Origin of the sequence: Bacillus sp. 2B09 (genome assembly GCF_003946835.1) — a bacterium.
GTDB lineage: Bacteria > Bacillota > Bacilli > Bacillales > Bacillaceae > Bacillus > Bacillus altitudinis.
The window spans coordinates 1-22,333 of the sequence record NZ_RPSG01000009.1; the positions used below are offsets into that span (position 1 = coordinate 1).

At 41.0% G+C, this 22,333-nt stretch carries 23 protein-coding genes; 9 read left to right on the forward strand and 14 right to left on the reverse strand.

What is annotated here, in order from left to right; genetic code table 11:
• Positions 1-189: 189 nt before the first annotated feature.
• Genes EBQ12_RS15720 through rfbF form a run of 5 tightly spaced genes read right to left on the reverse strand, consistent with a single transcriptional unit; the run spans position 190 to position 4,971 of the window.
• Positions 190-1,119 (reverse strand): putative nucleotide-diphospho-sugar transferase, encoded by a 930-nt coding sequence (locus tag EBQ12_RS15720; RefSeq protein WP_125590617.1) that lies wholly within the window; start codon positions 1,117-1,119, stop codon positions 190-192.
• Positions 1,120-2,310 (reverse strand): glycosyltransferase family 2 protein, encoded by a 1,191-nt coding sequence (locus EBQ12_RS15725; RefSeq protein ID WP_125590618.1) that lies wholly within the window; start codon positions 2,308-2,310, stop codon positions 1,120-1,122.
• Positions 2,307-3,218 carry a putative nucleotide-diphospho-sugar transferase gene (locus EBQ12_RS15730; protein ID WP_058214226.1) on the reverse strand — a complete coding sequence of 304 codons (912 nt, stop codon included), beginning with the start codon at positions 3,216-3,218 and terminating at the stop codon, positions 2,307-2,309. Before EBQ12_RS15730 ends, EBQ12_RS15725 begins: the two co-directional genes overlap by 4 nt.
• A 12-nt stretch (positions 3,219-3,230) precedes the next feature.
• Complete coding sequence (locus tag EBQ12_RS15735; RefSeq protein ID WP_025092661.1) at positions 3,231-4,202, reverse strand: GDP-mannose 4,6-dehydratase; 972 nt, start codon at positions 4,200-4,202, stop codon at positions 3,231-3,233.
• Positions 4,203-4,206: 4 nt separating this feature from the next.
• Entirely contained in the window at positions 4,207-4,971 is a 765-nt protein-coding gene (gene rfbF / locus EBQ12_RS15740) for a glucose-1-phosphate cytidylyltransferase (protein WP_125590620.1), read from the reverse strand.
• 354 nt (positions 4,972-5,325) lie between these two features.
• Here rfbF and EBQ12_RS15745 point away from each other — a divergent pair, with 354 nt between their 5' ends.
• Both EBQ12_RS15745 and EBQ12_RS15750 read left to right on the forward strand, forming a co-directional pair.
• A complete protein-coding gene (locus EBQ12_RS15745) occupies positions 5,326-5,475 on the forward strand; it encodes a DUF1540 domain-containing protein (protein WP_008344201.1) in 150 nt (49 codons plus the stop codon).
• Between the two features lie 200 nt (positions 5,476-5,675).
• Positions 5,676-6,755 carry a DUF3900 domain-containing protein gene (locus tag EBQ12_RS15750; RefSeq protein WP_017360425.1) on the forward strand — a complete coding sequence of 360 codons (1,080 nt, stop codon included), beginning with the start codon at positions 5,676-5,678 and terminating at the stop codon, positions 6,753-6,755.
• Positions 6,756-6,818: 63 nt separating this feature from the next.
• Here EBQ12_RS15750 and EBQ12_RS15755 read toward each other — a convergent pair whose 3' ends face one another.
• The gene (locus EBQ12_RS15755) at positions 6,819-8,018 is read right to left on the reverse strand and encodes an MFS transporter (protein WP_035391404.1); all 1,200 of its coding nucleotides are present in this window, start codon (positions 8,016-8,018) and stop codon (positions 6,819-6,821) included.
• Between the two features lie 103 nt (positions 8,019-8,121).
• On the opposite strand from EBQ12_RS15755, the gene EBQ12_RS15760 reads away from it, so the two are divergent.
• Positions 8,122-9,030: a LysR family transcriptional regulator gene (locus tag EBQ12_RS15760; protein ID WP_125590622.1), complete on the forward strand. Its 909-nt coding sequence runs from the start codon at positions 8,122-8,124 to the stop codon at positions 9,028-9,030.
• A 32-nt stretch (positions 9,031-9,062) separates the two neighbouring features.
• Here the strand turns inward: EBQ12_RS15760 and EBQ12_RS15765 are convergent, their stop codons facing one another.
• Positions 9,063-9,542 (reverse strand): aminoacyl-tRNA deacylase, encoded by a 480-nt coding sequence (locus tag EBQ12_RS15765; protein WP_125590624.1) that lies wholly within the window; start codon positions 9,540-9,542, stop codon positions 9,063-9,065.
• Between the two features lie 146 nt (positions 9,543-9,688).
• Here EBQ12_RS15765 and EBQ12_RS15770 point away from each other — a divergent pair, with 146 nt between their 5' ends.
• Positions 9,689-10,891 carry an MFS transporter gene (locus tag EBQ12_RS15770; protein ID WP_125590626.1) on the forward strand — a complete coding sequence of 401 codons (1,203 nt, stop codon included), beginning with the start codon at positions 9,689-9,691 and terminating at the stop codon, positions 10,889-10,891.
• Positions 10,892-10,904: 13 nt separating this feature from the next.
• Here the strand turns inward: EBQ12_RS15770 and EBQ12_RS15775 are convergent, their stop codons facing one another.
• Positions 10,905-11,636 (reverse strand): MurR/RpiR family transcriptional regulator, encoded by a 732-nt coding sequence (locus EBQ12_RS15775; protein ID WP_017366780.1) that lies wholly within the window; start codon positions 11,634-11,636, stop codon positions 10,905-10,907.
• 204 nt (positions 11,637-11,840) lie between these two features.
• Between EBQ12_RS15775 and EBQ12_RS15780 the strand changes: the two genes are divergently transcribed.
• A complete protein-coding gene (locus tag EBQ12_RS15780) occupies positions 11,841-13,169 on the forward strand; it encodes a 6-phospho-beta-glucosidase (protein WP_125590628.1) in 1,329 nt (442 codons plus the stop codon).
• A 32-nt stretch (positions 13,170-13,201) separates the two neighbouring features.
• Here the strand turns inward: EBQ12_RS15780 and EBQ12_RS15785 are convergent, their stop codons facing one another.
• A complete protein-coding gene (locus EBQ12_RS15785) occupies positions 13,202-13,849 on the reverse strand; it encodes a DUF3885 domain-containing protein (protein WP_125590630.1) in 648 nt (215 codons plus the stop codon).
• 113 nt (positions 13,850-13,962) lie between these two features.
• Between EBQ12_RS15785 and EBQ12_RS15790 the strand changes: the two genes are divergently transcribed.
• A complete protein-coding gene (locus EBQ12_RS15790) occupies positions 13,963-14,163 on the forward strand; it encodes a hypothetical protein (protein ID WP_041093156.1) in 201 nt (66 codons plus the stop codon).
• A 10-nt stretch (positions 14,164-14,173) separates the two neighbouring features.
• Here the strand turns inward: EBQ12_RS15790 and EBQ12_RS15795 are convergent, their stop codons facing one another.
• Positions 14,174-15,088, reverse strand: coding sequence for an NAD(P)/FAD-dependent oxidoreductase (locus EBQ12_RS15795; RefSeq protein ID WP_125590632.1), 915 nt, complete (start codon positions 15,086-15,088; stop codon positions 14,174-14,176).
• 65 nt (positions 15,089-15,153) lie between these two features.
• On the reverse strand, positions 15,154-15,591 hold the full coding sequence (locus EBQ12_RS15800; protein WP_125590633.1) for an Rrf2 family transcriptional regulator: 438 nt from the start codon (positions 15,589-15,591) through the stop codon (positions 15,154-15,156).
• A gap of 181 nt (positions 15,592-15,772) precedes the next feature.
• Between EBQ12_RS15800 and EBQ12_RS15805 the strand changes: the two genes are divergently transcribed.
• Positions 15,773-16,144 (forward strand): hypothetical protein, encoded by a 372-nt coding sequence (locus EBQ12_RS15805; RefSeq protein WP_125590635.1) that lies wholly within the window; start codon positions 15,773-15,775, stop codon positions 16,142-16,144.
• 90 nt (positions 16,145-16,234) lie between these two features.
• Here EBQ12_RS15805 and EBQ12_RS15810 read toward each other — a convergent pair whose 3' ends face one another.
• Positions 16,235-17,092, reverse strand: coding sequence for an SMI1/KNR4 family protein (locus tag EBQ12_RS15810; RefSeq protein ID WP_125590637.1), 858 nt, complete (start codon positions 17,090-17,092; stop codon positions 16,235-16,237).
• 106 nt (positions 17,093-17,198) lie between these two features.
• The gene (locus EBQ12_RS15815) at positions 17,199-18,173 is read right to left on the reverse strand and encodes a tRNA dihydrouridine synthase (RefSeq protein ID WP_017366774.1); all 975 of its coding nucleotides are present in this window, start codon (positions 18,171-18,173) and stop codon (positions 17,199-17,201) included.
• 541 nt (positions 18,174-18,714) lie between these two features.
• Here EBQ12_RS15815 and EBQ12_RS15825 point away from each other — a divergent pair.
• Together EBQ12_RS15825 and EBQ12_RS15830 are read left to right on the forward strand one after the other, a co-directional pair.
• On the forward strand, positions 18,715-20,256 hold the full coding sequence (locus tag EBQ12_RS15825) for a T7SS effector LXG polymorphic toxin (protein WP_125590639.1): 1,542 nt from the start codon (positions 18,715-18,717) through the stop codon (positions 20,254-20,256).
• A gap of 25 nt (positions 20,257-20,281) precedes the next feature.
• Positions 20,282-20,617, forward strand: coding sequence for a hypothetical protein (locus tag EBQ12_RS15830; RefSeq protein WP_125590641.1), 336 nt, complete (start codon positions 20,282-20,284; stop codon positions 20,615-20,617).
• A gap of 298 nt (positions 20,618-20,915) precedes the next feature.
• Here EBQ12_RS15830 and rlmD read toward each other — a convergent pair whose 3' ends face one another.
• Complete coding sequence (gene rlmD / locus EBQ12_RS15835; protein ID WP_164511660.1) at positions 20,916-22,289, reverse strand: 23S rRNA (uracil(1939)-C(5))-methyltransferase RlmD; 1,374 nt, start codon at positions 22,287-22,289, stop codon at positions 20,916-20,918.
• Positions 22,290-22,333 lie beyond the last annotated feature (44 nt).

Sequence of the window (22,333 nt, forward strand, 5' to 3'; positions counted from 1 at the left end):
ACCAATTGATCTAGCAAAACAAATTCGGCTTCGTGCTGAGAAGAATTTCTAGTGTGGAACATGAGAAAAACACCTTCCTTTAGTATGCTTTTCTCTATTATAAAATGGGATAGTGGAAAATTTAAGGAAAAAAATAAAGCTGTCGAGATTTTCTCGACAGCCTGACCGCTCAATAAATGAGCGGTTTTTTCATATCTCATAAAAATGCGTGTCCGGAACATGCTTCTTTGCAATAAACCCCTGCTGAAAGTCTGGAAAGACCTTTTGCACCTGTTTAATTTTCAGATGAATCAAATCCGCATACGGAATATACAAATGATCCACAAGAGTGTGTTCTGTCATATAGTAATACCAGTTCAGATTAAAGGTATTTTCATCAATGATCGTAAAGGCAGAAAAATGATAGAACAGCAGTGGACATTCGTCGAGATACATATCTCCTTTCACAACGGAGAGCTTATAGTTTTCAATATTCCAAATCGCTGCATTGGCACCTTTAGATGCCACCACATGGACACCCTCAAAATCATCGACCCATCTTTCAACATACCGCTGATCACCATATGTCTTTTTTTCCGTATCCATTTCTACTGTACAGTGCGCAATGCAGTTCTCTTTCCACTGCGTCACAGCCCGTTTGGCCACATCTGTGTTTCGACAGCCTACAAACCCAGTATTAAAACGGCCGGATAATTCATAAAAGTGATAGAATCGCTTGGAATTCATATGATCTGTCAAAAATACATGAGCGAGTGGATTTTCTGCAAATATCGCCTCTGGATCATGATAAAAATACAAATCCGTATCCAAATGAGCGAGATAATCTGCATCAGAGGACTCAAGAATTCTGAGTAGAAACGCAGGCTTAAGCGTCCAGCAATACTCGTGGAACGTACGATCCGCCTTTGCTTTTCGCAGCGAATCATCTTCCACATCTTCAAGCTTTTCATATTGGACATGTGGATGAGGAAACTGACTTAACACCTTGTAAGCCAAAGGATCAGCACATAAGACAGAAAGTTTGTATGATTGAGCCGTCTGCTCAAGTGAATGAATCAGCGCCAGCAGTTTAAATACATGGGTATTCGACACAATGGTTGTGAAATGATAGGATGCCATCTACAACACATCCACTTGGAACAAGTCAACATGCAGCAGCTCTTTTGTGAGCCCTTGAATGGCTTCTACCAGCACCTTGCATCCATGTTCCTGCTTGGCAAGCTGGGCCGCCTCTGACAGCTTTTTCAAAGGGAAATGCTTTGCCGTCAGCACGTCCTTTTGATCACGTTTAATGCCCACATTCCGCTCTGTGATCATATGAAGCAGCTCCAAAAAATAAGCAAGCATATCATCATATGCTGCATTCTTACGCAGCTGGCGAATGTCTTTCACGATATCATTTGTCACGGTATGAGAAAACGGACCAGAGAAAGCCAAATGAACATCAATCGAATCAATATTGTTGTACTTCTCGCACATATACAAAATGTTATATTTGATGTCATCGAATGACGTTAAATTACTTGGATGTTCCTGATGCACACTTAAAATATCCTCACGCAGCTCAAATGAGAGGCCAAGCTGATGCAGACGAATGCCTAAATCATAATCCTCAAACCCGTATCGAACGATTTTTTCATCAAACATCCCTAGTTCCATGACATGCTTTCGCTTGACGGAAGAGTTATTTGTGATAAAAAATCGCCACGGCAATTGATAAGAACTTAAATCATAGTCGTACGTGTTTAAAATGTCTTTCAGGATATCAATAAATTCGGACTGCAAGTCGAAGCTTCTCTCTAGAAATGCGCCGCTTTTCACTTCCTCCATCGACACAAGAGACGTTTTGTCTTTCATTTTCCGCTGATACAGCCCTTGTTTTTTTAATCGTTTCACATGATCTTTATCAAAACCGGTGTAAAAATAACGGTAGATTCGCTTCCAGCATACACCGCAAATGACACGGTCCTCATGATCAGCATGTGCCTCTGCGTGCTTTTGAATAAATTGGGGCTCTGCCAACATATCGCTGTCATGGAATATTAAGAGGTCTCCCTCTGCCTCACGAATGGCATGATTGCGCCCCTTGGCAATTCCTTGATTGACAGGAATACGCACCTTTTTGAATGGAAAGTTCACCTCAATGTTTTCGAGCATTTCCATCGTGCCGTCCGTTGACCCATTATCAGCAACAATGACCTCAAATGGAATATCGGTTTCCTGAAGCGTTAAGGAAAAGAGGCTCCCTTCTAAACGCTCTTTCGCATTATAACTCGGAATAATGACGCTGACCTTCGGCTTTTCATTCATGCGCCATCCTCCTCCAGTTTGGCATAGCCGTTAAACATCGGATTGACTTGTTCTACCGATTCAATCACATGACGCAGCACTTCCCGATAGGCCTCTTGGAAAAATGGCAAATCATCTCTTCCTTTTTCATGGATTTGCTGCATATCATCTTTGCTTAAGATCCGAAAACCACTGAAATGATAGCAAATGAGTGGGCTTCCATCCTCAAGCAAAATACGTCCATTCTCTTCCTGATAAGAATGCTGGCCATAATTCCAGTGACCAATATTCACACCCTTTGTTTGAATATCTTCTACTTTTTCAAACAGCATCGGCATATGATCCAAATACCCTTGATCGCCAAATTTCCCCTCTCCAGGCGCATTTTTGCATTCCTTTAGACATTCTTCTTTCCACCAGCTCAGGCACTTCCGGCCGGCTTCATCTCCTTTAAAATGCAGGAATCCTGAATTATAGCGCCCTAAAAGTTTCTGAAGCATTTTCACTTCCTCTCGATCAAAGCTTGGAATGACAATATCCCCTCTTGATAGAAGCACAGAGGCATCAGGCTGATTTTGAAAAATCACTTGTGGACGCTCATAAAAGAACAAATCCGCATCAAGATACGTCACTTCCTCCGCCTGGCCCTGCTTAAATAGCCACTCAATCCAAATCGGTTTTAATGTCCAGCAATATTCCGAATCATTTCGTTCCTTTTTGATCTCTAGAAGTTCCGGCGTTTCAAGCTCACGCACATGAACAAGATCGACATGCGGGAAATTCATTTGATGAAGCAAATCAAATGCAGCATCATCCATACATAACGTCTTGATGACAGCATCATCTTCTACTTGCTTCAACGATAAGAAAAACGCAATAGCTTGATAAAGTCTTCCACTTGATAGAACCGTACAATATATGCTGTTCATCTGTATACACCTCTATTTTTGAAAGAATTCACGATACCATTCAATTGTCTTTTCTAACCCTTCATCAATGGAGTAATCAGGCTTCCAATCAAGCAGCTTTCTCGCCTTTTCTGCTGATAAATATTGATGCTTAATCTCATGCGTTCCTTGATTCAAAATACGAGGTTTTAGTTCACTGCCCATCGCCTTTAAGATTTTATCAACGAGCTCAAGCACGGTCAGCTGAATTTCATTACTAAAGTTAAATGCTTCTCCTGCAAGCCCTTTTTCCTCCATTTTTTCAGCTAGCAGTAAATAAGCCTTGACCGCATCTTCAATATAGAAATAATCACGGATAAAGGTACCGTCACTTCTAATTTCTGGCGCCTTTCCCTCTAATACCAGCTGGATGGTTTGCGGAATGATTCGGTTAAAATTCAAATCCCCGCCTCCATATAAATTACCGCAGCGCGTAATACAAACCGGAAGACCATATGTGTTGTAGTACGTGTGAGAAATTAAATCTGCACAGCTTTTTGACACATCATATGGGTGCTTGCCGTTAAGCGGCATGTCTTCATCATAAGGAAGCTGCTCTTGATCCCCGTATGCTTTATCACTCGATGCCACAATCACTCGTTTGATAAGCGGCTGTCTTCTGCATGCCTCCAGCACATTCCATGTTCCTAAAATATTGGCTTCAAATGTAGAGACCGGGTGACGATTTGCGACTCCAACAATCGCTTGGGCGGCCAAATGAAAGACTGTATCAATCTCATATTCTCCTAACGCACGTTCTATCGTTTGCATGTCCTCAAGTGCGCCTTGGACGACATTCATCTTTTCAAATTGACTGCCTTGATATAAGTTCGATCTTGGCACCTGATCACGTACAAGCCCTGTTACGTTTGCTCCTTGATCTATCAATTCCTTGACGAGGTAACTCCCTAACAATCCCGTACACCCAGTCACAAATACGTTTTTCCCATTCCAAAATCCGCTCATGCTGTCACCAAACCTTCCATGGTTGTTTTCCATCTGCCCACATGCCGTTGATTTCTTTCAAGTTTTTATACGTATCAATTGCTGTCCAAAATCCGTGGTGCTCATAGACTGCTAGCTCTCCATCATTCGCCAAGTTCTGAAGAGGCTCTGCTTCGAACACACATTGATCATCATCTGTTAAATAATCAAAAACCTTTGGAGACAACACAAAAAATCCTCCATTGATCATCCCGATACTGTCTGTCTTCTCAGAGAAGGATTGTGCCATCCCGTTATACACCTTCAGCGTGCCGTACTGTGATTTCTTTTCAATTCCTGTGACAGTGGCAGCTGCTCCAAGCTCTTGATGGCGCTTGAGCAAATGAAACATATTGATATTGGCAAGTCCGTCCCCGTACGTCATCATAAATGTCTCATCACCAATATAATCCTGTACCTGCTTTAACCGCCCGCCTGTCATTGTATCCTCACCCGTATCTAAAAAGGTGATTTTCCAATTCTCCGACTTCCCTAAAAGCTTCATTTCCCCTGTCGACATATCCAGCTGCATGCTGTGATGCCGCCAGTCGTAGTTGAGAAAATACTCTTTGATTTTCTCTCCTTTATATCCAAGCAATAAGATAAACTCGTCTACACCGTAATACTGATAGATTTTCATAATATGCCATAGAATAGGCCGATCTCCGATCATAGCAAGTGGTTTAGGAAGCGCTTGTGTGACCTCACTCATTCTCGTTCCCTTTCCTCCGCAGAGAATGACTGCTTTCATCTTCTCCCCTCATCTCTCTATGAAAATTTTTGATTGAAAACCCTATCTTCATGCGGAAAATCAGTACATGTACCCTTATACTTTGTCCGACATCAGGTTTTGAATCTACTCTATTCATATGTCGGAATAAGAGAGGATGCCACCTAGCATTTAACTATTTTTACAAACAAAAAAGAGCGAGATTTGCATTCTCGCTCTTTCAAAGTTTAAATTGTATATTTTCAGGGTAGATGGTATGATAAACATGTGCATATACAGCACAAACAGCCTCTTTCGATAAAGAGACTACTAGATTGAATGAACTCAAGTGGCAGCTTGCTTCATTCTTAATATGAATCACGGAGGTGAATTCCCATGGCACAAAATGTACTTTGTGAAGTGAACTCTTGCCGTTTTTGGGCTGACAACAGCTGTACAGCTTCTACCATTAAAATTGGTAAAAGCACAATGACTGACGTGACTCGCAATGCTGAAACGGATTGCGAAACATTTGAAACAAAATAATACATGATTTTCTGAGATGAAGGAACTGGCAGGTTCCTTCTTTTCTTTTATCATTCTATCAAGAATGATAATTATTATCAAGCGTTTTTCACGAAACATTTCTCGGGAAATAATGACACGATATTTCTCCATTCGTTGACGATTTTCACTCCTTTTTCTATACTCAACATATCCAAAGAAGAAAAAGTGGTGACCAATCAGTGGATTTTACGATACGTTTTCTATCATTCTATGTGGTTGAAATAGAAGGCAAAGAGGAACAAGCAAATAAACGGTTTAAACATTACCAAACATTAGACCAAGAGGAATTTGAACAAAGTGAGCTGAAAGACTTTCTAGACGGTGAGCTTAAAAAAATCGTCAAACGAAAAGTGGACAGACACCCTAAGTCTGAGCAAGTACCGACTAAAATTGGCCGATTTATTGTCGAACCCGGGCATGAACTCGATTCAAATCCAAACTACAATTTATTTCATCAGACGAGATTTGCAGATACAAAAGAAGTATTTAACGAATGCAGTGAACAATTTGTTCGCACCTATTTAGATACAAGTGCTGTCAGAGGCGGCGTGTTTTTGGTTGCATCTGCGGTTCCTAAAAAATATTTCGATGACTCTTTTGTCTTTATCATGAAATGCGATTTTGAACAGAAAGTCGCTTCTATTGCTGATACATCTACCTTGATCAAAAAAGTAGAAATGGCGATTACAACAAAAAACATGAAATCGATTCAATACCCGTTTATGCCAGAAGAGGGCATGACAGAGGAAGCCGAAGTGAAAATTCACCAATCCTCACACGCTCGTTATTTTGAAGACTTTCTGAAATTCGTCGAATACGGAGAATCGATGCCTGAAATCATGAAATCACAGGTCATGAATATGGTGCAGGAACATGTATTTGAAACATTTCAGGATGAAAGTGAAGAATTAAAACAATTTGAAGAGGACCTTGAAATATGGGAAGCAAGTGAAAAACGGGAGATTCGGGAAACACTCGATACAGAACAGGTCACACTAGCGGCTTCGCATATTGTTGAACAAACCCCTGATATCACAATGAAGATGCGTCTAGGCGAAACAGAAATTAAAGGACTTTTAGCCGACTTCGGCCACTCGATTCATATCGCAAAGGTCAACAATCGATATGTCGTGCTCGTTGAAGCAGATCAAATTGTATTTGAAAAAGGAAGCACACCTGTTGAATTCCATAAACCCAATGGATTGAAAGAGGTCGTCAGCCAACTCACGCAAAAAGCCTATGATTCAGACTTAGAATAAGAGAATATGACTGCCTCCTGCGATCAGCTGCATGAGGCAGTTTTTTATATAAAGCTTTATTTTTTACACTGCACTAGAAGAAACATGCTGCCCGCTTCTTATCCACATGCTGACGAGCATTAAGCTTATGATAAGCATCAGCCAAAAGACGCTGTTTGTTCCGAAAAACTGGATCAACGTATACCCACACAAAGGTCCTAAAGCAGCCCCCATATCTTGAACAAAAGAATAGCTGGCGAGAAAGCGGTTCTTATCTGTTTGAGCAGAAGCTTTTTGAAAGGCAAGTGTATCGGTGAACGTTGTGACAATTGTTGCCATTAGTTGAATCAAAAGCAGCATCAATAGGAACCAGCCGCTTACCTTCAACATGATCACAAGAAAACTGAGCCCTCCAAATGAAAGAAACATCCAGCATAACATTCGTTCCTTCATCACAAGACGATCAAACCATTTGCCCGTTCTCGGTGCGAGAAATGGTTCCCATCCCCACCTGAGTGCTTGAATAACACCGCTTAAAGCCGAAGCTCCGATGACAAAGCCAAACAGAGTCAATTCATCTTGGGCAATCTTTGCTTCAATGACATGACTCAGGGTGGATGCGAATAAACCTTGGATGATCAGTGCGATCAGCATGCCTGTTATCAGTACTTTTACCACATCTCGTGTAAACCACTTCTGTTTGATGCCATGATACACCTGCGTGCCTTCTCTCTTTTCAATTTCATCCAACGATACATAAAAAATGCAGCCCATTAATGTGAGTAAGCCAAAGACAAGCGTCATGGACTGAAAACCGATCAAGCTGGCAAGGATTCCCCCAAATAACATGCCAAATAAACTGCCAAGCCGGTAAAGCCCATTATAAAGACCCGTCAAATGTCCTTGTGAGCCTTCGTCCATTTCAGCTAGGACCCTCATCCCACTCATACGGAGTAACGTCCAAGCGAGACCCCATGCACAGCGGCAAATCAATAGCAGCCAAAATCCACTCATACCATATAATATCGTGGTCACTGACGCGATCAATATTGCGATCAGTACACCGGTCTTCATTGGAATATATCGATAAAGCCACCATACGACAGGTGCTAGCGGGATACGAATGAATCGGTTGATAGACAGCAGTAACCCCACCTCCCAAATGGATGATAAACCAATCTCTTTCCAATAGACCGGGAGAACAATATAGAGCATTGAATCCCCAATAAGGGCAAATGCTGTGATGAGTGCAATTGACACCACTTGCTTTTGACGACGATCCATTTTTTCTTCCCCCTTCGCTACCTTTACGATAAGGGATACCTTATAATAAATCTAATGAATGTTTTTGATTGAATCATCAAAATAATTGATAGGCGGTGCAAAGATGAATTTACATGCCCTCCGTATTTTTGCAAAGGTAGCCGAAACAAAAAGTGTCACACAAACGGCAGACGTGCTGTCTTTGACGCAGCCGGCTGTGACAGCACAATTACGAAGCATTGAACGAGAGATCGGCTTTCGTCTTTTCAAACGAAACGGCCGGGGGATTACCCTGACGGAGATGGGGAAGATCCTGTATCCATATGCCCGGCAAGTATTCGAGGCGGAAAAAGAAGTAGAATATCAGATTACTCTTCTGCAAAACGGAAAAAAAGGAAGACTCAGAATTGCTTCTACCTACGTACCACTTAACTTTTTACTGCCTGATTGGCTTGCCTCTTTTAAAACAGCATCGCCACAGACAGATATTGAATTAAAAAGCGGAAACTCCGCTCAAGTGATCGAAAGCCTGCTTCAATATCAATCAGATGTGGCGATCGCCGTAATAGAGGATCTGCACCACGAAGATCTTCACACCTCTCACTTAACTGATTTAAGTTATGACTTTATCGTGCCTGTGGATCATCCGTTAAATGGACAAACCGTCCCCCTAGAACGACTGAGCCATGAACCTTTTTTAATGCGAGAAGAAGGCAGTTCAACGAGAGACAAGCTTTCTTCCCTTTTTACCGCTAAAGGAATTAAAAAACCGACCGTTGATTTACAATTCAGTGGTGTCCACGAAGCCATTCAAATGATCAAAGCTGGCTATGGCATCACCCTTGTTCCTCGTGACGCTGTTCAACGAAGCTTAGAACGCGGAGAGATTGGGCGCGTGTATATCGAAGGAATAGACATTATCAGACCTGTTGTGGTCTGCAAACGGGCGAATGACCTTGAGGAAAATAGGACGGTGAATGCTTTTCTGCAAATGAAAGACATCGGACCCTTTATAGCACCTGACTCCAATTAAAAAAGTGCCTGCTTCAGCAACAGGCACTTTTTCTATTCGGATGGCTGAACAAGATCAAATGGGACCGCTTTTGAGGCTATCACTAATTGTTCTGGTGTGATGAGTATTTCATTTCCCCATTCTCCCGCTCCAACGCCTAATATCTCTTCTTTTAATAGCGATGTTTCGATAATCGTGCGGAACCCTTCCGGCTGCCAGCAAAATGGCGGAATCGAGCCAATCCGATAGCCCGTCACTTCAAGCACTGTGTCTGGTGAAGCCATTTTGATATTACGAGAGCCAGCGGCTTTCTTTAGTTTCCCTGATTTGATGTGCTGGTCAGCACCCACCATTACAAGCAGCTGCTCGCCTTCCCCTGTTTCAAAGATCAATGTTTTGATCATTTGTCTTTCTCTAAAACCAAGAGCAGCCGCTACATTCGCTGCGCCCTTCTCTGTGTCGGCAGAAAATGTTTTGATGTCATACGGGATGCCATGCTTGTCCAAAAAGTCATGCGCTGGTAATTTTTTCAATGGATTGAACCCCTTTCCTTACGATGTTCTTTCATTTAGCTTATCACAATCCTCTCATCCTTAAGATGTATTTTTCAATGGAAAACCTCTGAACACTTCGCCAACATGCTATACTGAACTTGTTTTTGAAAAGGAGTCGGTTGGATATGGGAAATAAGTTTTGGTTTTATACAGGCAGTAAAAGCCTGCTGATGCTGAGTGATATTCTATTTTTGATGACAGTCACATTGGTTATTTATCAAGATACACAATCTGTCGCCTATGCGGCTGTATTTCCGCTCATAAGAACACTATGTCAGCTATTGGCTGGGCTCCTCTCTCCTGTTTTGACAGAACTCTTTCAAACCAAGCGTCTATTGAAATGGATCCCTCTTTTACGTATTGGAATGCTCGTCGTATTCACGACCCAATTTGATTTCTTTCAGCAGCACCTGATCTGGCTGTTTAGTGCGTTCATTTTAATTTCCATCACAGGCGGGTTCATTAGTCCTTTATTACAGGCCATCATGCCGATGATTGTGCCAGAAAATCAGCTTGTGAAAGCGAACAGTACAGCCTCCGTTTTTTATCAATCTGTTCAAATCGCCGGCTATTCGTTTACTGGAATGCTCGTCCTGTTGATTGGTCCATCTTATTTAATGTGGGCCTCTTGTTTCATGATTGTGTTGTCCTATCTATTGATCATCCCTGTTTTTTCTCTACTCAAGCAAGAAGACACGGTTCAAAAAGAAAATAAGATGAACGGGTTCAAAGATGGCTGGAAGATCATTTGGACAAACAAAACGGTTCGCATCCTGACTTTCATGGATGTTAGTGAAAATATTGCAGGTGCTTTGTGGGTCGGACCGGTTACGCTTGCCTTTGTCACACTTGTTTTAAAGGAAGGTGCGGAATGGTGGGGATATATCAATGCCGCATATTATATAGGTGCCATTATAGGCGGACTCATGGCTGCATGGCTAAGTCAGTTTATTCAAAAACAACTTCTCCTCTTTATGGCAGCGGGCTCTTTTATTTATGCAGTGCTGACGATCCTATTTTCACTAAACAGCCTGCCATGGCTTGCATTGCTGCTTTGTATTTTAATGGGGCCTGCCTATCAAATTCGGGATGTTTCGCAGCAAACCATTCTCCAAACGGAAACGCCAGTCCATGAGTTATCAAAGGTGTATTCGGCTCAATACGTGCTCTCTTCTATGTCTGTCAGTTTATCTATTTTCTTTGTTGGATTAATTGCGGATACATTCGGAGCGAGATTTGTGTATTTGTTAGGCGGACTGTTTGTACTCATCTGTTCCGGGATTGCCATCACCGCTTTCATGATGCAGAAAAAAAGAGCCACTGTTTAAGGCAGCGGCTCTTTTACTTTTCTTTTAACATCGCAAACATGTCACGCGCCATTGCTTCTAGGATATACACAACGGGTGTCTGTGTGGTGATGTTGGCTCTATGGACTCGTTCGTCTGTGACGTAATAAGCAATATTCAAGTCGGAAATACGAGAAATTGTACAGTGCTGATTGTTTGTAATACTAATGATCGTGCTGCCTTCTCTTTTTAGTTTCGAAATATGATCAATCGTAATACTGTTCTCTCCTGATACCGACAGCACAATGGTGACACTATTGTCTAAATACTGCATATTCATCGGGAAAAACGGATCGTTGATGTAAAATGAAAATTTCTCAAGACTTGAAAAGTACCTTGCCCCATACTGCGCCAAAATACCAGAACTGCCTGTCCCGATAAATAGCACATTCTTTGCATCCGCAATGAGCTTCGCTGCCTCTTTAATCTTCTCTTCAAAATCTCCTTTAAGTGTCCGTTCGATAAATTCATACAGGAAATGCTGCGTGCTTTTCAAAGAAGGTGTTTGTTCTGCTTCTAAATACATTTTGAGCTTCACCTTAAATTCTGAAAAGCCTTCACAATTCACTTTTCGACAAAAGCGAAGGACAGATGAGGTCGATATATGTGCGGCATCTGCCAAATCACGAATTCTCATATAGACGACTTTTTCACTGTTTTCCATAATGTATCGGTATAAAGCGCTTTCTAGTTCATTAAAGCTGGAAATGACCTCACTTGAAAACATCTGACTTCCCCTTTCTCCAACAACATGACACAAGACGTTTCTTTTATGTAACAAATCTCTAAATAGGGCACCCTTGCCTAAAGACGCTTAAACCGTTTACGCACAAGGTACTCTCACGATAAGCTATAAATGTACAAACAAATGATAAAAGATTGATTCACTCTATTATAACATTGTGCGTTACATTATTCGGAGGTGCAGAACATGACAAAAGGATTAAAGGTTGTCACAATCGGCGGAGGATCAAGCTATACACCAGAACTTGTCGAAGGATTCATTAAACGGTACGATGAATTTCCAATTAGCGAACTTTGGCTCGTCGATATCGAAGCAGGTAAAGAAAAGCTTGAGATCGTCGGAAATCTTGCAAAACGCATGGTAAAAAAAGCGGGACTTCCAATCGAGGTTCATTTAACTTTAGATCGCCGGAAAGCACTGGTAGACGCTGATTTCGTCACAACACAATTCCGCGTCGGATTACTGGAAGCACGTATGAAGGATGAACGCATTCCTTTAAAATATGATGTCATTGGTCAAGAAACAAACGGTCCAGGCGGTCTATTCAAGGGTCTGCGCACCATCCCTGTCATTCTTGAGATTGTGAAAGACATTGAAGAATTATGCCCGGATGCTTGGCTTGTGAATTTCACAAATCCAGCTGGTATGGTCACAGAAGCCGTACTTCGCTATTCAAACCACCGCAAAGTCGTTGGCTTATGTAACGTACCAATCGGCATTCGCATGGGCATCGCCAAAGGACTTGATGTCGACGCAAGCAGAGTCGAAGTCAGCTTTGCTGGATTAAACCATATGGTCTTTGGACTGAACGTGTTCTTAGATGGCAAAAGCATCATGGATCAAGTGATCGAAGACATGGCAGATCCAAACTCCACCATGTCCATGAACAACATTCAAGCGATTCCGTGGGATGCAGATTTCTTAAAAGGGCTTGGTGTGATTCCTTGTCCGTACCACCGCTACTATTACAAAACAAGTGATATGCTGGCTGAAGAGAAAAAAGCAGCAGCGAATGAGGGAACTCGTGCAGAAGTCGTCCGTGCACTAGAAAATGACCTGTTCGAGCTTTACAAAGATCCTGATCTTGATATTAAGCCGCCACAGCTTGAAAAACGAGGCGGTGCTTATTACAGTGATGCAGCATGTAACTTGATCGCATCCATTTATAACGACAAGCATGACATTCAGCCTGTAAACACAATCAACAATGGCGCCATCAGTGACATTCCAAATGATTCTGCCGTTGAACTGAACTGTGTCATCACAAAAGACGGCCCAAAACCAATCGCTGTTGGTGAAATGCCGGTCGCTGTCAAAGGACTTATTTCTCAAATTAAATCCTTTGAACGTGTAGCCGCTGAAGCAGCCGTGACAGGCGACTACAACACAGCACTTGTCGCCATGACCATCAATCCGCTCGTCCCATCAGATGCCATTGCAAAAAGCATCCTAGATGAAATGCTAGAAGCACATAAAGAATATCTACCACAATTTTTTAATAAAGTCGAAGCATAAAAAGAAGCCGCACTTGTCAAAGTGCGGTTTTCTTATTTCCCGGCAAACAACTGATCCATCTGAGCACGGTCATAGTCTAAGAGCCAGTGCTGTAAACCTTCATAAACTGGATGCAGATGTTCTGGATCTGCCGCAATAAGATCACAGCCTCGATCATCATATAAGTGGAAAATCATCTGTTTTGAAAGATTGATGAGATAAATGTCATAACCTAGCTTTCCTTTCAAGATTTGATTCGGTTTGCAGAAATCCTCTTGGCATATGGCTTGTACTAGCGGGCGCAATCGAATATCTTGCAACTGACACTTGAGTGTAAATCTCTCTATTTTCATTGTTTCTTCTTGTTTTGGTTGTACATAGGTCAAACGCTCGTGACGCAATCGGTGACGCACTTGTCGGTCGGCATATTTTTGATAAACAAGGAGCTTTTGCTTCATTAATTCATGTTCATGCTGCGTATAGACATCTGTGACAAATAGAATATCGTCTTCTGAATCAAAAGCATATCTGACGATTTTCAAAGCCCGATCGCCTGCTTTTTCTAATACAACCGATTCTTCTCCTAATGACCAATCTGCCACTTCAAAGCGAAGACCAAAAGGCCACCCATAAAAAAGAGACGGCGTGAGGACAAGATCAGGAAAATGACTTTTTAAAAAACGATTGGTTTGATCGCTCATCTCATGTCCTTCCATTGGTTTTATTTCTTATTTTACCGTTGAAACTGATGGAAATTCAATTGGAAATAAACTGTCATTTCTTATATAATAGAAAGAGATGGAGGTGTGACCAATTGAAAAAATGGTTTTTACAGGTGTTCCTCACCGCATTGATCACGATGTGGATACAGACTGGACTTGATCAGGCGAACATCATTCATATCACCAATGTATGGGTCGATGTCAGCAGCTGGATCCTAATCTTCTTTGTCATCTACGCACTTTTTGAATGGGCTGCTCACGTCTTAGCAAAACGGAAAATCGCTCATCGCTGAACATCTCTTTTTACAGAGATGTTTTTTGTTGAAACTCTTCCTGCACAAGTTCATGAATCACACCCATTCCTGCCTGACTTCCGGCTGCTGCTGCAAGAACAAGCTGAGCAGGCCCGCCTAAATTATCACCACATGCAAAAATACCGCTGACGGTTGTACGCCCAAGAATATCTGTTTCAATGCCCCCATTTTTCGTCATTTGACAGCCTAGTTTTTCAGCAAAAGGGGTTGACTGCTTAAAATCACTTGCGACAAATCCGCCTTCTCGTTTCACTGTTTCCCCATTCGCAAGGTGAATTGAGTGCAGCTGACCATTGTCATGATGGATCGCTACAATTGGCACATCAATAACTTGAATAGAATGTGCTGATAACAGTGCTTTCTCCTCTTCAACTAACACTTGCTGTCCATTTGTAAACACAATCAAATCCTTTGTCCAATTCGAAAGAAGTTTCGCCATATGCGAAGCGCGCTGGTTCTCTGCAATCAGGGCAAGTGGCTTATCCTTCAGCTCCCAGCCATCGCAGAAAGGACAGCTAAACAACGTCTTTCCATACACTTCATGAATCCCGTTGATCTTTGGTAATATATCCTGAAGTCCTGTGGCCAAAATAATTTTTTTCGCTTCGAATCTTTCTCCTTCTTGTGTCAGTAACGCGAAGTTGTCCTCATGATTTTGTATCTCCACAATTCTGCTTCGTTTGATTTGAATATCAGGGTAGTTTTGAAGATCCGCTTCTCCCGCTTGTCTGATCTCAAACGGTGTCATTCCATCGTTTGTAATAAATCCATGTGATTCCTGAGTCACTCGATTTCTTGGCATCTCATCATCGAATACCATGACCTGTTTTCTGCCCCGCCCCACAACAAGAGCTGCATTTAATCCGGCTGGCCCGCCTCCAATAATGGCACAATCTAATAACATGTCAATCTCTCCTTTTTATCCAAGACTTTAAAGACTCTTAATATCTATAATTCACTCAAAAAAAATCACATCTTAAAAAATGGATTTTTTTCTGTCTGCTCTATTTGACTTGCAATATCAACTAACCGTTTTTGACTTAACGTCTCCTGCATGTTCATTTCAACATCCTGCATGACTTGTTCAATCAAACAGCCATCGTGAGGCATGAAAGAATCATGTTCTAAAGAACAACGAAATAAATGGGTTTGTCCTTCTACCGCCTGAATGACGTCTAAAAACGAAATGTCCTCCTTCTTTTTCAGAATGGTGTAACCACCTTTTGCGCCAGGTGTTGATTCAATCAACCCCGCCTTCACAAGCTTTGTTAAAATTTTAGATAAATAAGTAGGTGAAAGATCTTGCATCTTGGCGAGAGGCTCAACGCCTATTGCTTTCCCCTTTGGTGCAAGGGTTAAAAAAACCATCGTATGCAGGGCATAGTTGGTCGCTTTAGAATATTTCATCAAAACATTCCTTTCTATCTATTGTAGACCTTTTATATCTGTAATTGATCATAAAAGATTCAAGAAGAAAAAGCAAGTATTGTGGATCTGCTTCTTTTTTCATTCCACATTTCGCATTTCCTTCCGATAATAGAAGTAAGCACGAATAAAAGCTTGATGAAGACTAGAAGGAGTGAAAAAAATGTCAGATCAACAGCACAATGCAGCACACGAAGAAGAAGAGGAATTTAACGTATACGACATGCTTCCACCCGCAGGAACAATCATTGGCGAAGCAACAGAAGAAGAAATGGAAGCTGCGGCAGCATTAGAAGTGAGACATTACGCCTTTATGCGTCTGCAAGACTCGTACATTCAATTTGATGGATCTTCTTATAAAGAATTGCTTAAAGACTTTCAAGAACTAGAATTTGATTCTGCAAAATTTTGGAGAGCCATCGCACGACGCCTGCAAGTCCCATACGAATGGCCAATCCGAATCGACCATGCAAACGGTCCTATTTATATTGGTGAAACAGAAGATAGCCGTGATGTTGAGGAGAGTTCGGAGTAAAGGAATTGGTGACCCCCTTTTGGTGAGGGGGTCTTTTTAATAATTTAAAAGATTTCTATTTCTGATATTTTTCACATGAAATAGATATTCTTATTGCTCTTCTAAATCAAATTCCAACCATAATGATATATTAAAAGCGATTTCATGCATTTCTTCTATTTTTGATTGATTCAATTGCTCCGCAAAACGACGTGCCCTTTGAAAAATATCGTCATTCTGCTTAACCACCACATCATTCAGTGTAAGGATTGTGCTGAGCGCCCAGCCAGCAGTTACTAACATATTTTCGTCTTGAATGGAGTTCATAAAAGTTTCTACTTCTGAAAAAAACCACTTGATATCATCAATTTGGTCTAAATGAAAAAACACAATTTTATGAAGTGCCTCAGGGTCTCGAGTCTTCAATATGTCTTTCACTTCTTCTTTTGATAATGGCGGATTCTGCTTTTCATATTCAGCCTGCCACTCTTCATCTGACATCCCATCTTCTTCGCTATCCTCTGCGGTATAATGCCCCGCAATCAATTCATCAAACGAATCCGCTAATTTAAAATCCGTTTCATATTCTAGATCAAAGTAATGAACCGGCGGATGTTCCTTTGTTTCTCTATAATCCAATGCGATCCACGTATGACCATCCCCACAAATCAGCACAAGCCTCTCAGGCAATTCCCATTCTTCTATTAAATAATCACTGTCCATGATACCTTCGCCTTTGGCAATTCCTCTTAAATGATCAAATGACACATGATCCTCTGCCCATCCATTCGGCTGGTCTGTTGGAAAAGCATTATGCAAGGTATAACCGCCATTTTGTTCGAGGATAAGCTTCTTATATGTATCAGGCAAGATGACGCCTAGTTTCTTTTCTGCTTTTGCAATGCCTTTTTCATTGATTTTCTTAAATGTCTCTTCACTTTCTCTGTCTGTATCCCAAAATGGTTTCAAATAAAATACCTCCAATTGTTATTTCCATCTCATTTTACCATTTGAGAAAACTAGTTTAATAGTCCTATTCATAAAAAAAGAGAAGGGTTCTCCCTCCTCTTGTTGATTATGATTGTTCCTGATTTCTCGCCTCAAATTCATCTAGCATTGCACGCACTTCATCTGTTGATGATGTGTTCATTAATTGATTTCTTAGGAAGCTGGCTCCTCTGAATCCTTTTACATAAATCTTAAAGAAACGATGCAGTGCCTTAAATGGACGCAAACCTAATGAAGAATATTGATCATGAAGATCAAGATGCAATCTTAAAAGACCTAGCAGTTCGTCACTCGTATGCTCTTTCGGCTCTTTTTCAAAAGCAAATGGGTTATGGAAAATCCCACGTCCAATCATCACTCCGTCCACTCCATACTGTTCAGCAAGCTTTAAGCCAGTTTGACGGTCAGGAATATCACCATTGATCGTCAAAAGCGTATCAGGTGCTACTTCATCACGCAATTTCTTAATCTCAGGAATGAGCTCCCAATGCGCATCCACCTGGCTCATTTCCTTTCTTGTGCGAAGGTGAATCGATAAATTCACAATGTCTTGCTCCAAAATGTGTCTGAGCCAACCACGCCATTCATCGACCTCTGTAAACCCTAGTCTTGTTTTCACACTAACAGGTAATCCCCCTGCTTTTGCCGCTTGAATCAGCTCTGCCGCAACGTCTGGGCGAAGAATCAATCCACTACCCTTCCCGTTTTGCGTGACATTTGGGACAGGACAACCCATATTAATATCAAGCCCCTGAAATCCTAACTCCGCCATTCCAATACTCATTTGTCTAAAGTTCTCAGGTTTGTCTCCCCAAATATGAGCAACAATCGGCTGCTCATCCTCTGTAAATGTTAAACGGCCTTTCACACTTTGAATGCCATCAGGGTGGCAGTAGCTCTCACTGTTCGTAAACTCTGTAAAAAACACATCCGGTCTCGCCGCCTCACTCACAACATGACGAAACACAACATCTGTCACTTCTTCCATTGGTGCTAATATAAAGAATGGCCGTGGTAAATCACGCCAGAAATTTTTACTCATCTTTCATCCAATTCCTCTCATGACATAGCACCTAAAGGGCATGTCCTTCTATAAAATATCATTATATACTTTAGTAAGAAGCCAACGCAAACGTTCATTCTTGGTGTTAAAAACCTTATTATAACAGGCCTTGATCATAATCAACTATGACCAATAATTGCAAATCATTTTGCAGTTAAAAGTATTCTTTTGGGTAATATTATGTTTTTTTATAAGCGACAATGCAAAAGAAGCGTAAAACAAACGTTAACAAAATACGATCAGCACTATATAAAATATCAAAAATTTCAGAAGGCGTAAACGTTGTTCAAAAAGGAAACTTTCGGGAATCGTGTTATACAACGTGCTGTCAATAAAGCACATGGCAAGCTTGTGAGAACGTACACCTTTTCAAACTGTTCCACTTGTTTTTTGAACAACTAGTCTTTATCACCTAAGCAAATCGGTTCAACTTCATGAAATTAAGTATTTATTCCCCAATCATTCTCCGTATAATGGTAAAATCTCTATTGATTGCGACCAAGCATTAAAGGAGAATACCATGAAAACGTTAGATGTTAAAACTTTGCACCATGCAATTGATCAAACACTGACACAGTTAAAACAACAATCAATACATATCAAATCCCTTGAAAGCCAAATCAATCGAATCATTTCATTGGATGGCGAACTAAAGGGGGAAGCTGGAGAAGCGATTCGAGCGTTTTACTCAGAGTGCCATATCCCTTTCTTGCAATTCTTTCAAGTCACGATTGGAGAATACACCTCCGTACTCCAAAAGGTACAGAATGCACTTCATGCATTTGAGTCAAATGAAAATGGCTTTATCTCACAATCATTTCTCGAGCATGAGCTTGATCAAGGTTTAAAAAATGCCGAAACAGCTGTATCTGATATCATGTCAGATGTGAGCAGTGCCATCGGCAAAGTCAGCCATATTATTCATTTACCAAGTGTGGACGAGTCTGCTTTTCAAGTCAGTTACCAAAAAGCCTGGATGAACATCTCAAAAACCATCGGTACGCTCCATGCCTTTGACAGGGAACAAGCCAGTGCTTTGAATGAAACCAAGAACTCCATACAAACAATGAAGGAATACATAGATACTCTAGGCACAATGTTCACTGGTGCGAAAATCGGGATCACCACCTATCAAAAAGGATCCATTCTCAAAGATAAGGAAGACAAAAAGATCAGCAGTAACCTAAACGAATTGAATAAAAAAATAGACAATCCCGATGGAAATCCAATGGCGATCATGCTGAATAAGCTGAATGATAAAGAGCGATCGAATGTGGATACGGTTGTAAATAGGAAACCCTCTAATAAAATTAATCAAGACGCCGTGTTCGTAAATGGAAAAGTATATAATACAGATGAAAAGATTGACTTCGCAAATGCCAAAATAGTTGACGTTATTCGAGATGGAATGCTCTATCGGTTACGAATAACGGACCAAAACAAAGTGAATATTGAGAGCATCACAAAGATTTCCGACTTAAAACAAACCCCAAAAATCTTAAATACAGCGGTTGAATTTACAGGAATAAATGATGCAATTCGAATCATAACAGGGAGAGACCCTGTATCAGGTGACAAAGTCGCTGACATGGACCGTCTAGTATCAAGCTTGTACATGATACCCGTAGCTAAAATCGCTAAAGTTGGAAAATACGTATTTAAAATCATGAAAGGAGAGAAAGTAGCCAAGAAGATTGTCAAAACACCTTCCTTCGGCAAACACTCCGTACCAAAAGGTCCGTATCGTGAAGTAAATGGGTTCCCGGCAAAAGTAAAACCAGGCGCTCAAGAGAAACATATTCCTGATGCACCTAACTATAAGCAAGAAGTTGCGAATGGTAAAACCAAGAGTATATTCTATGGAGACAATAAAAAGGCACAAGAATTACTAGATAAATTTGCAGGAAAAGGTGATATGTTCACTAAAAATAGAGAAAGAATAAATTTTGGTCAAGTAATAGGAAAATACTATGATCACAAATCCAAAACGTATCTAGAAACTACTAACGGATTGATACATTACGGAAAAGATGGAGCTCACATAGTACCAGCGAGACCATAAAAATCATTATCAGAAGGGGATATACATGGGATACGATTCATTAATTAGAACATTAATAGATTTTGAAAAAAGTGATATGATACTAGAATGGGAAAGTGGTTTTAGAATTATCGGTAAACTAGATACTGTTTATGAAACAGACAATGGATTAGAAGATGACGATGTAAATTACACGGAATACCATGCTGCTGGATTTAAAGCGAATAAAATATTAGCTAATCCTACCAATAATTGTGGTATTGTTTATGAATGGCTGAAAGAAGGTAATGCTTTTACTGAAATTTCCCTTTATAACGATCCACCAACAGCAGTATATTTACCGGACGGTCAAAAAATATGGGAATTGGACAGTGATAAATAACAGATGAATAACAAAAGAAAGCTCCTCTAATAAAGAAGAGCTTTCTTTTGTTTTAACTGAACATATTTCGTAAGCTTTGTTTTATTTGAAGATACCTTTTTAAATCCGAAGGCTATTTATCGTAATTCCTTTCGCTTGCCCCTCGGCCAACAAATCAAGGAAATATTCTTATTTGATCAGCGCATCATCTCTTTTCGATCAATAAAAAGGTTTTCTGTCAAAATTTCTTACATTTCCCGCGGTCTGCTGTTTTTTCTTTGATTTTGTTATAAATCGTAACTTGTACGCTCTTAAACCCTTATTTATATAAAGACGCCACGCACTCCACATGACTCGTATGCGGAAACATATCCACAGGCTGCACTTCCTCTGTCACATACCCACCATCTTCAAGAATACGCAAATCACGAGCAAGCGTCCCAGGATTACAGGACACATACACAACACGGTTCGGTTTCATCTTTAAAATCGTATCAAGCAGTGCTTCATCACAGCCTTTTCTTGGCGGATCAACAACTAGCGTATCTGCTATGATGCCTTCTTTGTACCAGTTTGGGATGACGGTTTCTGCTTCGCCGACTGCGAATTCGACGTTGTTTATTCCGTTTAAGGCAGCATTGCGTTTTGCATCTTCAATTGCTTCTGGAACAATTTCAACCCCATATACTCTGCCTGCTTTTTGTGCGAGAAATAAGGAAATTGTACCGATTCCGCAATACGCATCGATCACGGTTTCTTCTCCTTGCAGCTCGGCATATTCAAGGGCTTTATCATAAAGAACCTTTGTTTGAGCTGGATTCACTTGATAAAACGAGCGGGCTGAAATGGCAAATTTGATGTCGCCAATCGTGTCATAAATGTATTCTTCTCCCCATAAAACGGTCGTTTCGTCTCCGAAAATGACATTTGTCTTCTTTGAATTCACATTTTGCACAATTGACCGAACATGTGGGAAGCGTGCTATAATCTGCTCAATCACCTGTTGCTTTTGCGGAAAATCAGCCGTTCTTGTGACAAACACAACCATCATTTCACCTGTTGCCATGCCGTATCGAACCATGACATGACGCAGCCAGCCTTTATGACGTTCTTCGTTATACGCTTTGATACCGAACGCTTGGCATATTTCTTTGACAGCTTGAACGACTTCGTCGTTTTCCGACTGCTGGATCAAGCATTTTTCCATATCAATGATTTCATGGGTACGCTGCTGATAAAATCCTGCAACAAGTCCGCCTTCACGTTCGCCAACTGGTACTTGTGCTTTGTTTCGGTAATTCCAAGGGTCTTCCATGCCGAGTACAGGATGAACTTTTACACGGCTCATATCAAGCTTACCGATCCGCTCTAAAACGTCCTTTACTTGTTTCTGTTTAAAAAGCAGCTGACCTTCATAGCTCATGTGCTGAATTTGACAGCCTCCGCACTGCTTATAGATAGGACATGGCGCATCTTGCCTGTGCTGACTTTCCTTTGTCAGCTCCATGAGTCGTCCAAAAGCAAATCCTTTTTTGACACGTGTGACTTTGATTTTCCCTTGTTCGTCAGGAAGGGCATTCGGTACAAACACAGGGAAACCCTCAATTTTCGCTACACCTGCACCTTCGTGCGTTAAATCTTCGAAGGTTACATTGTAGTATTCATTCTTTTCAACAGGCGGTTTCATTTTCACCAATTTTATCACCTCATTTGCAAAGAAAAACTTGGTCGCCATAA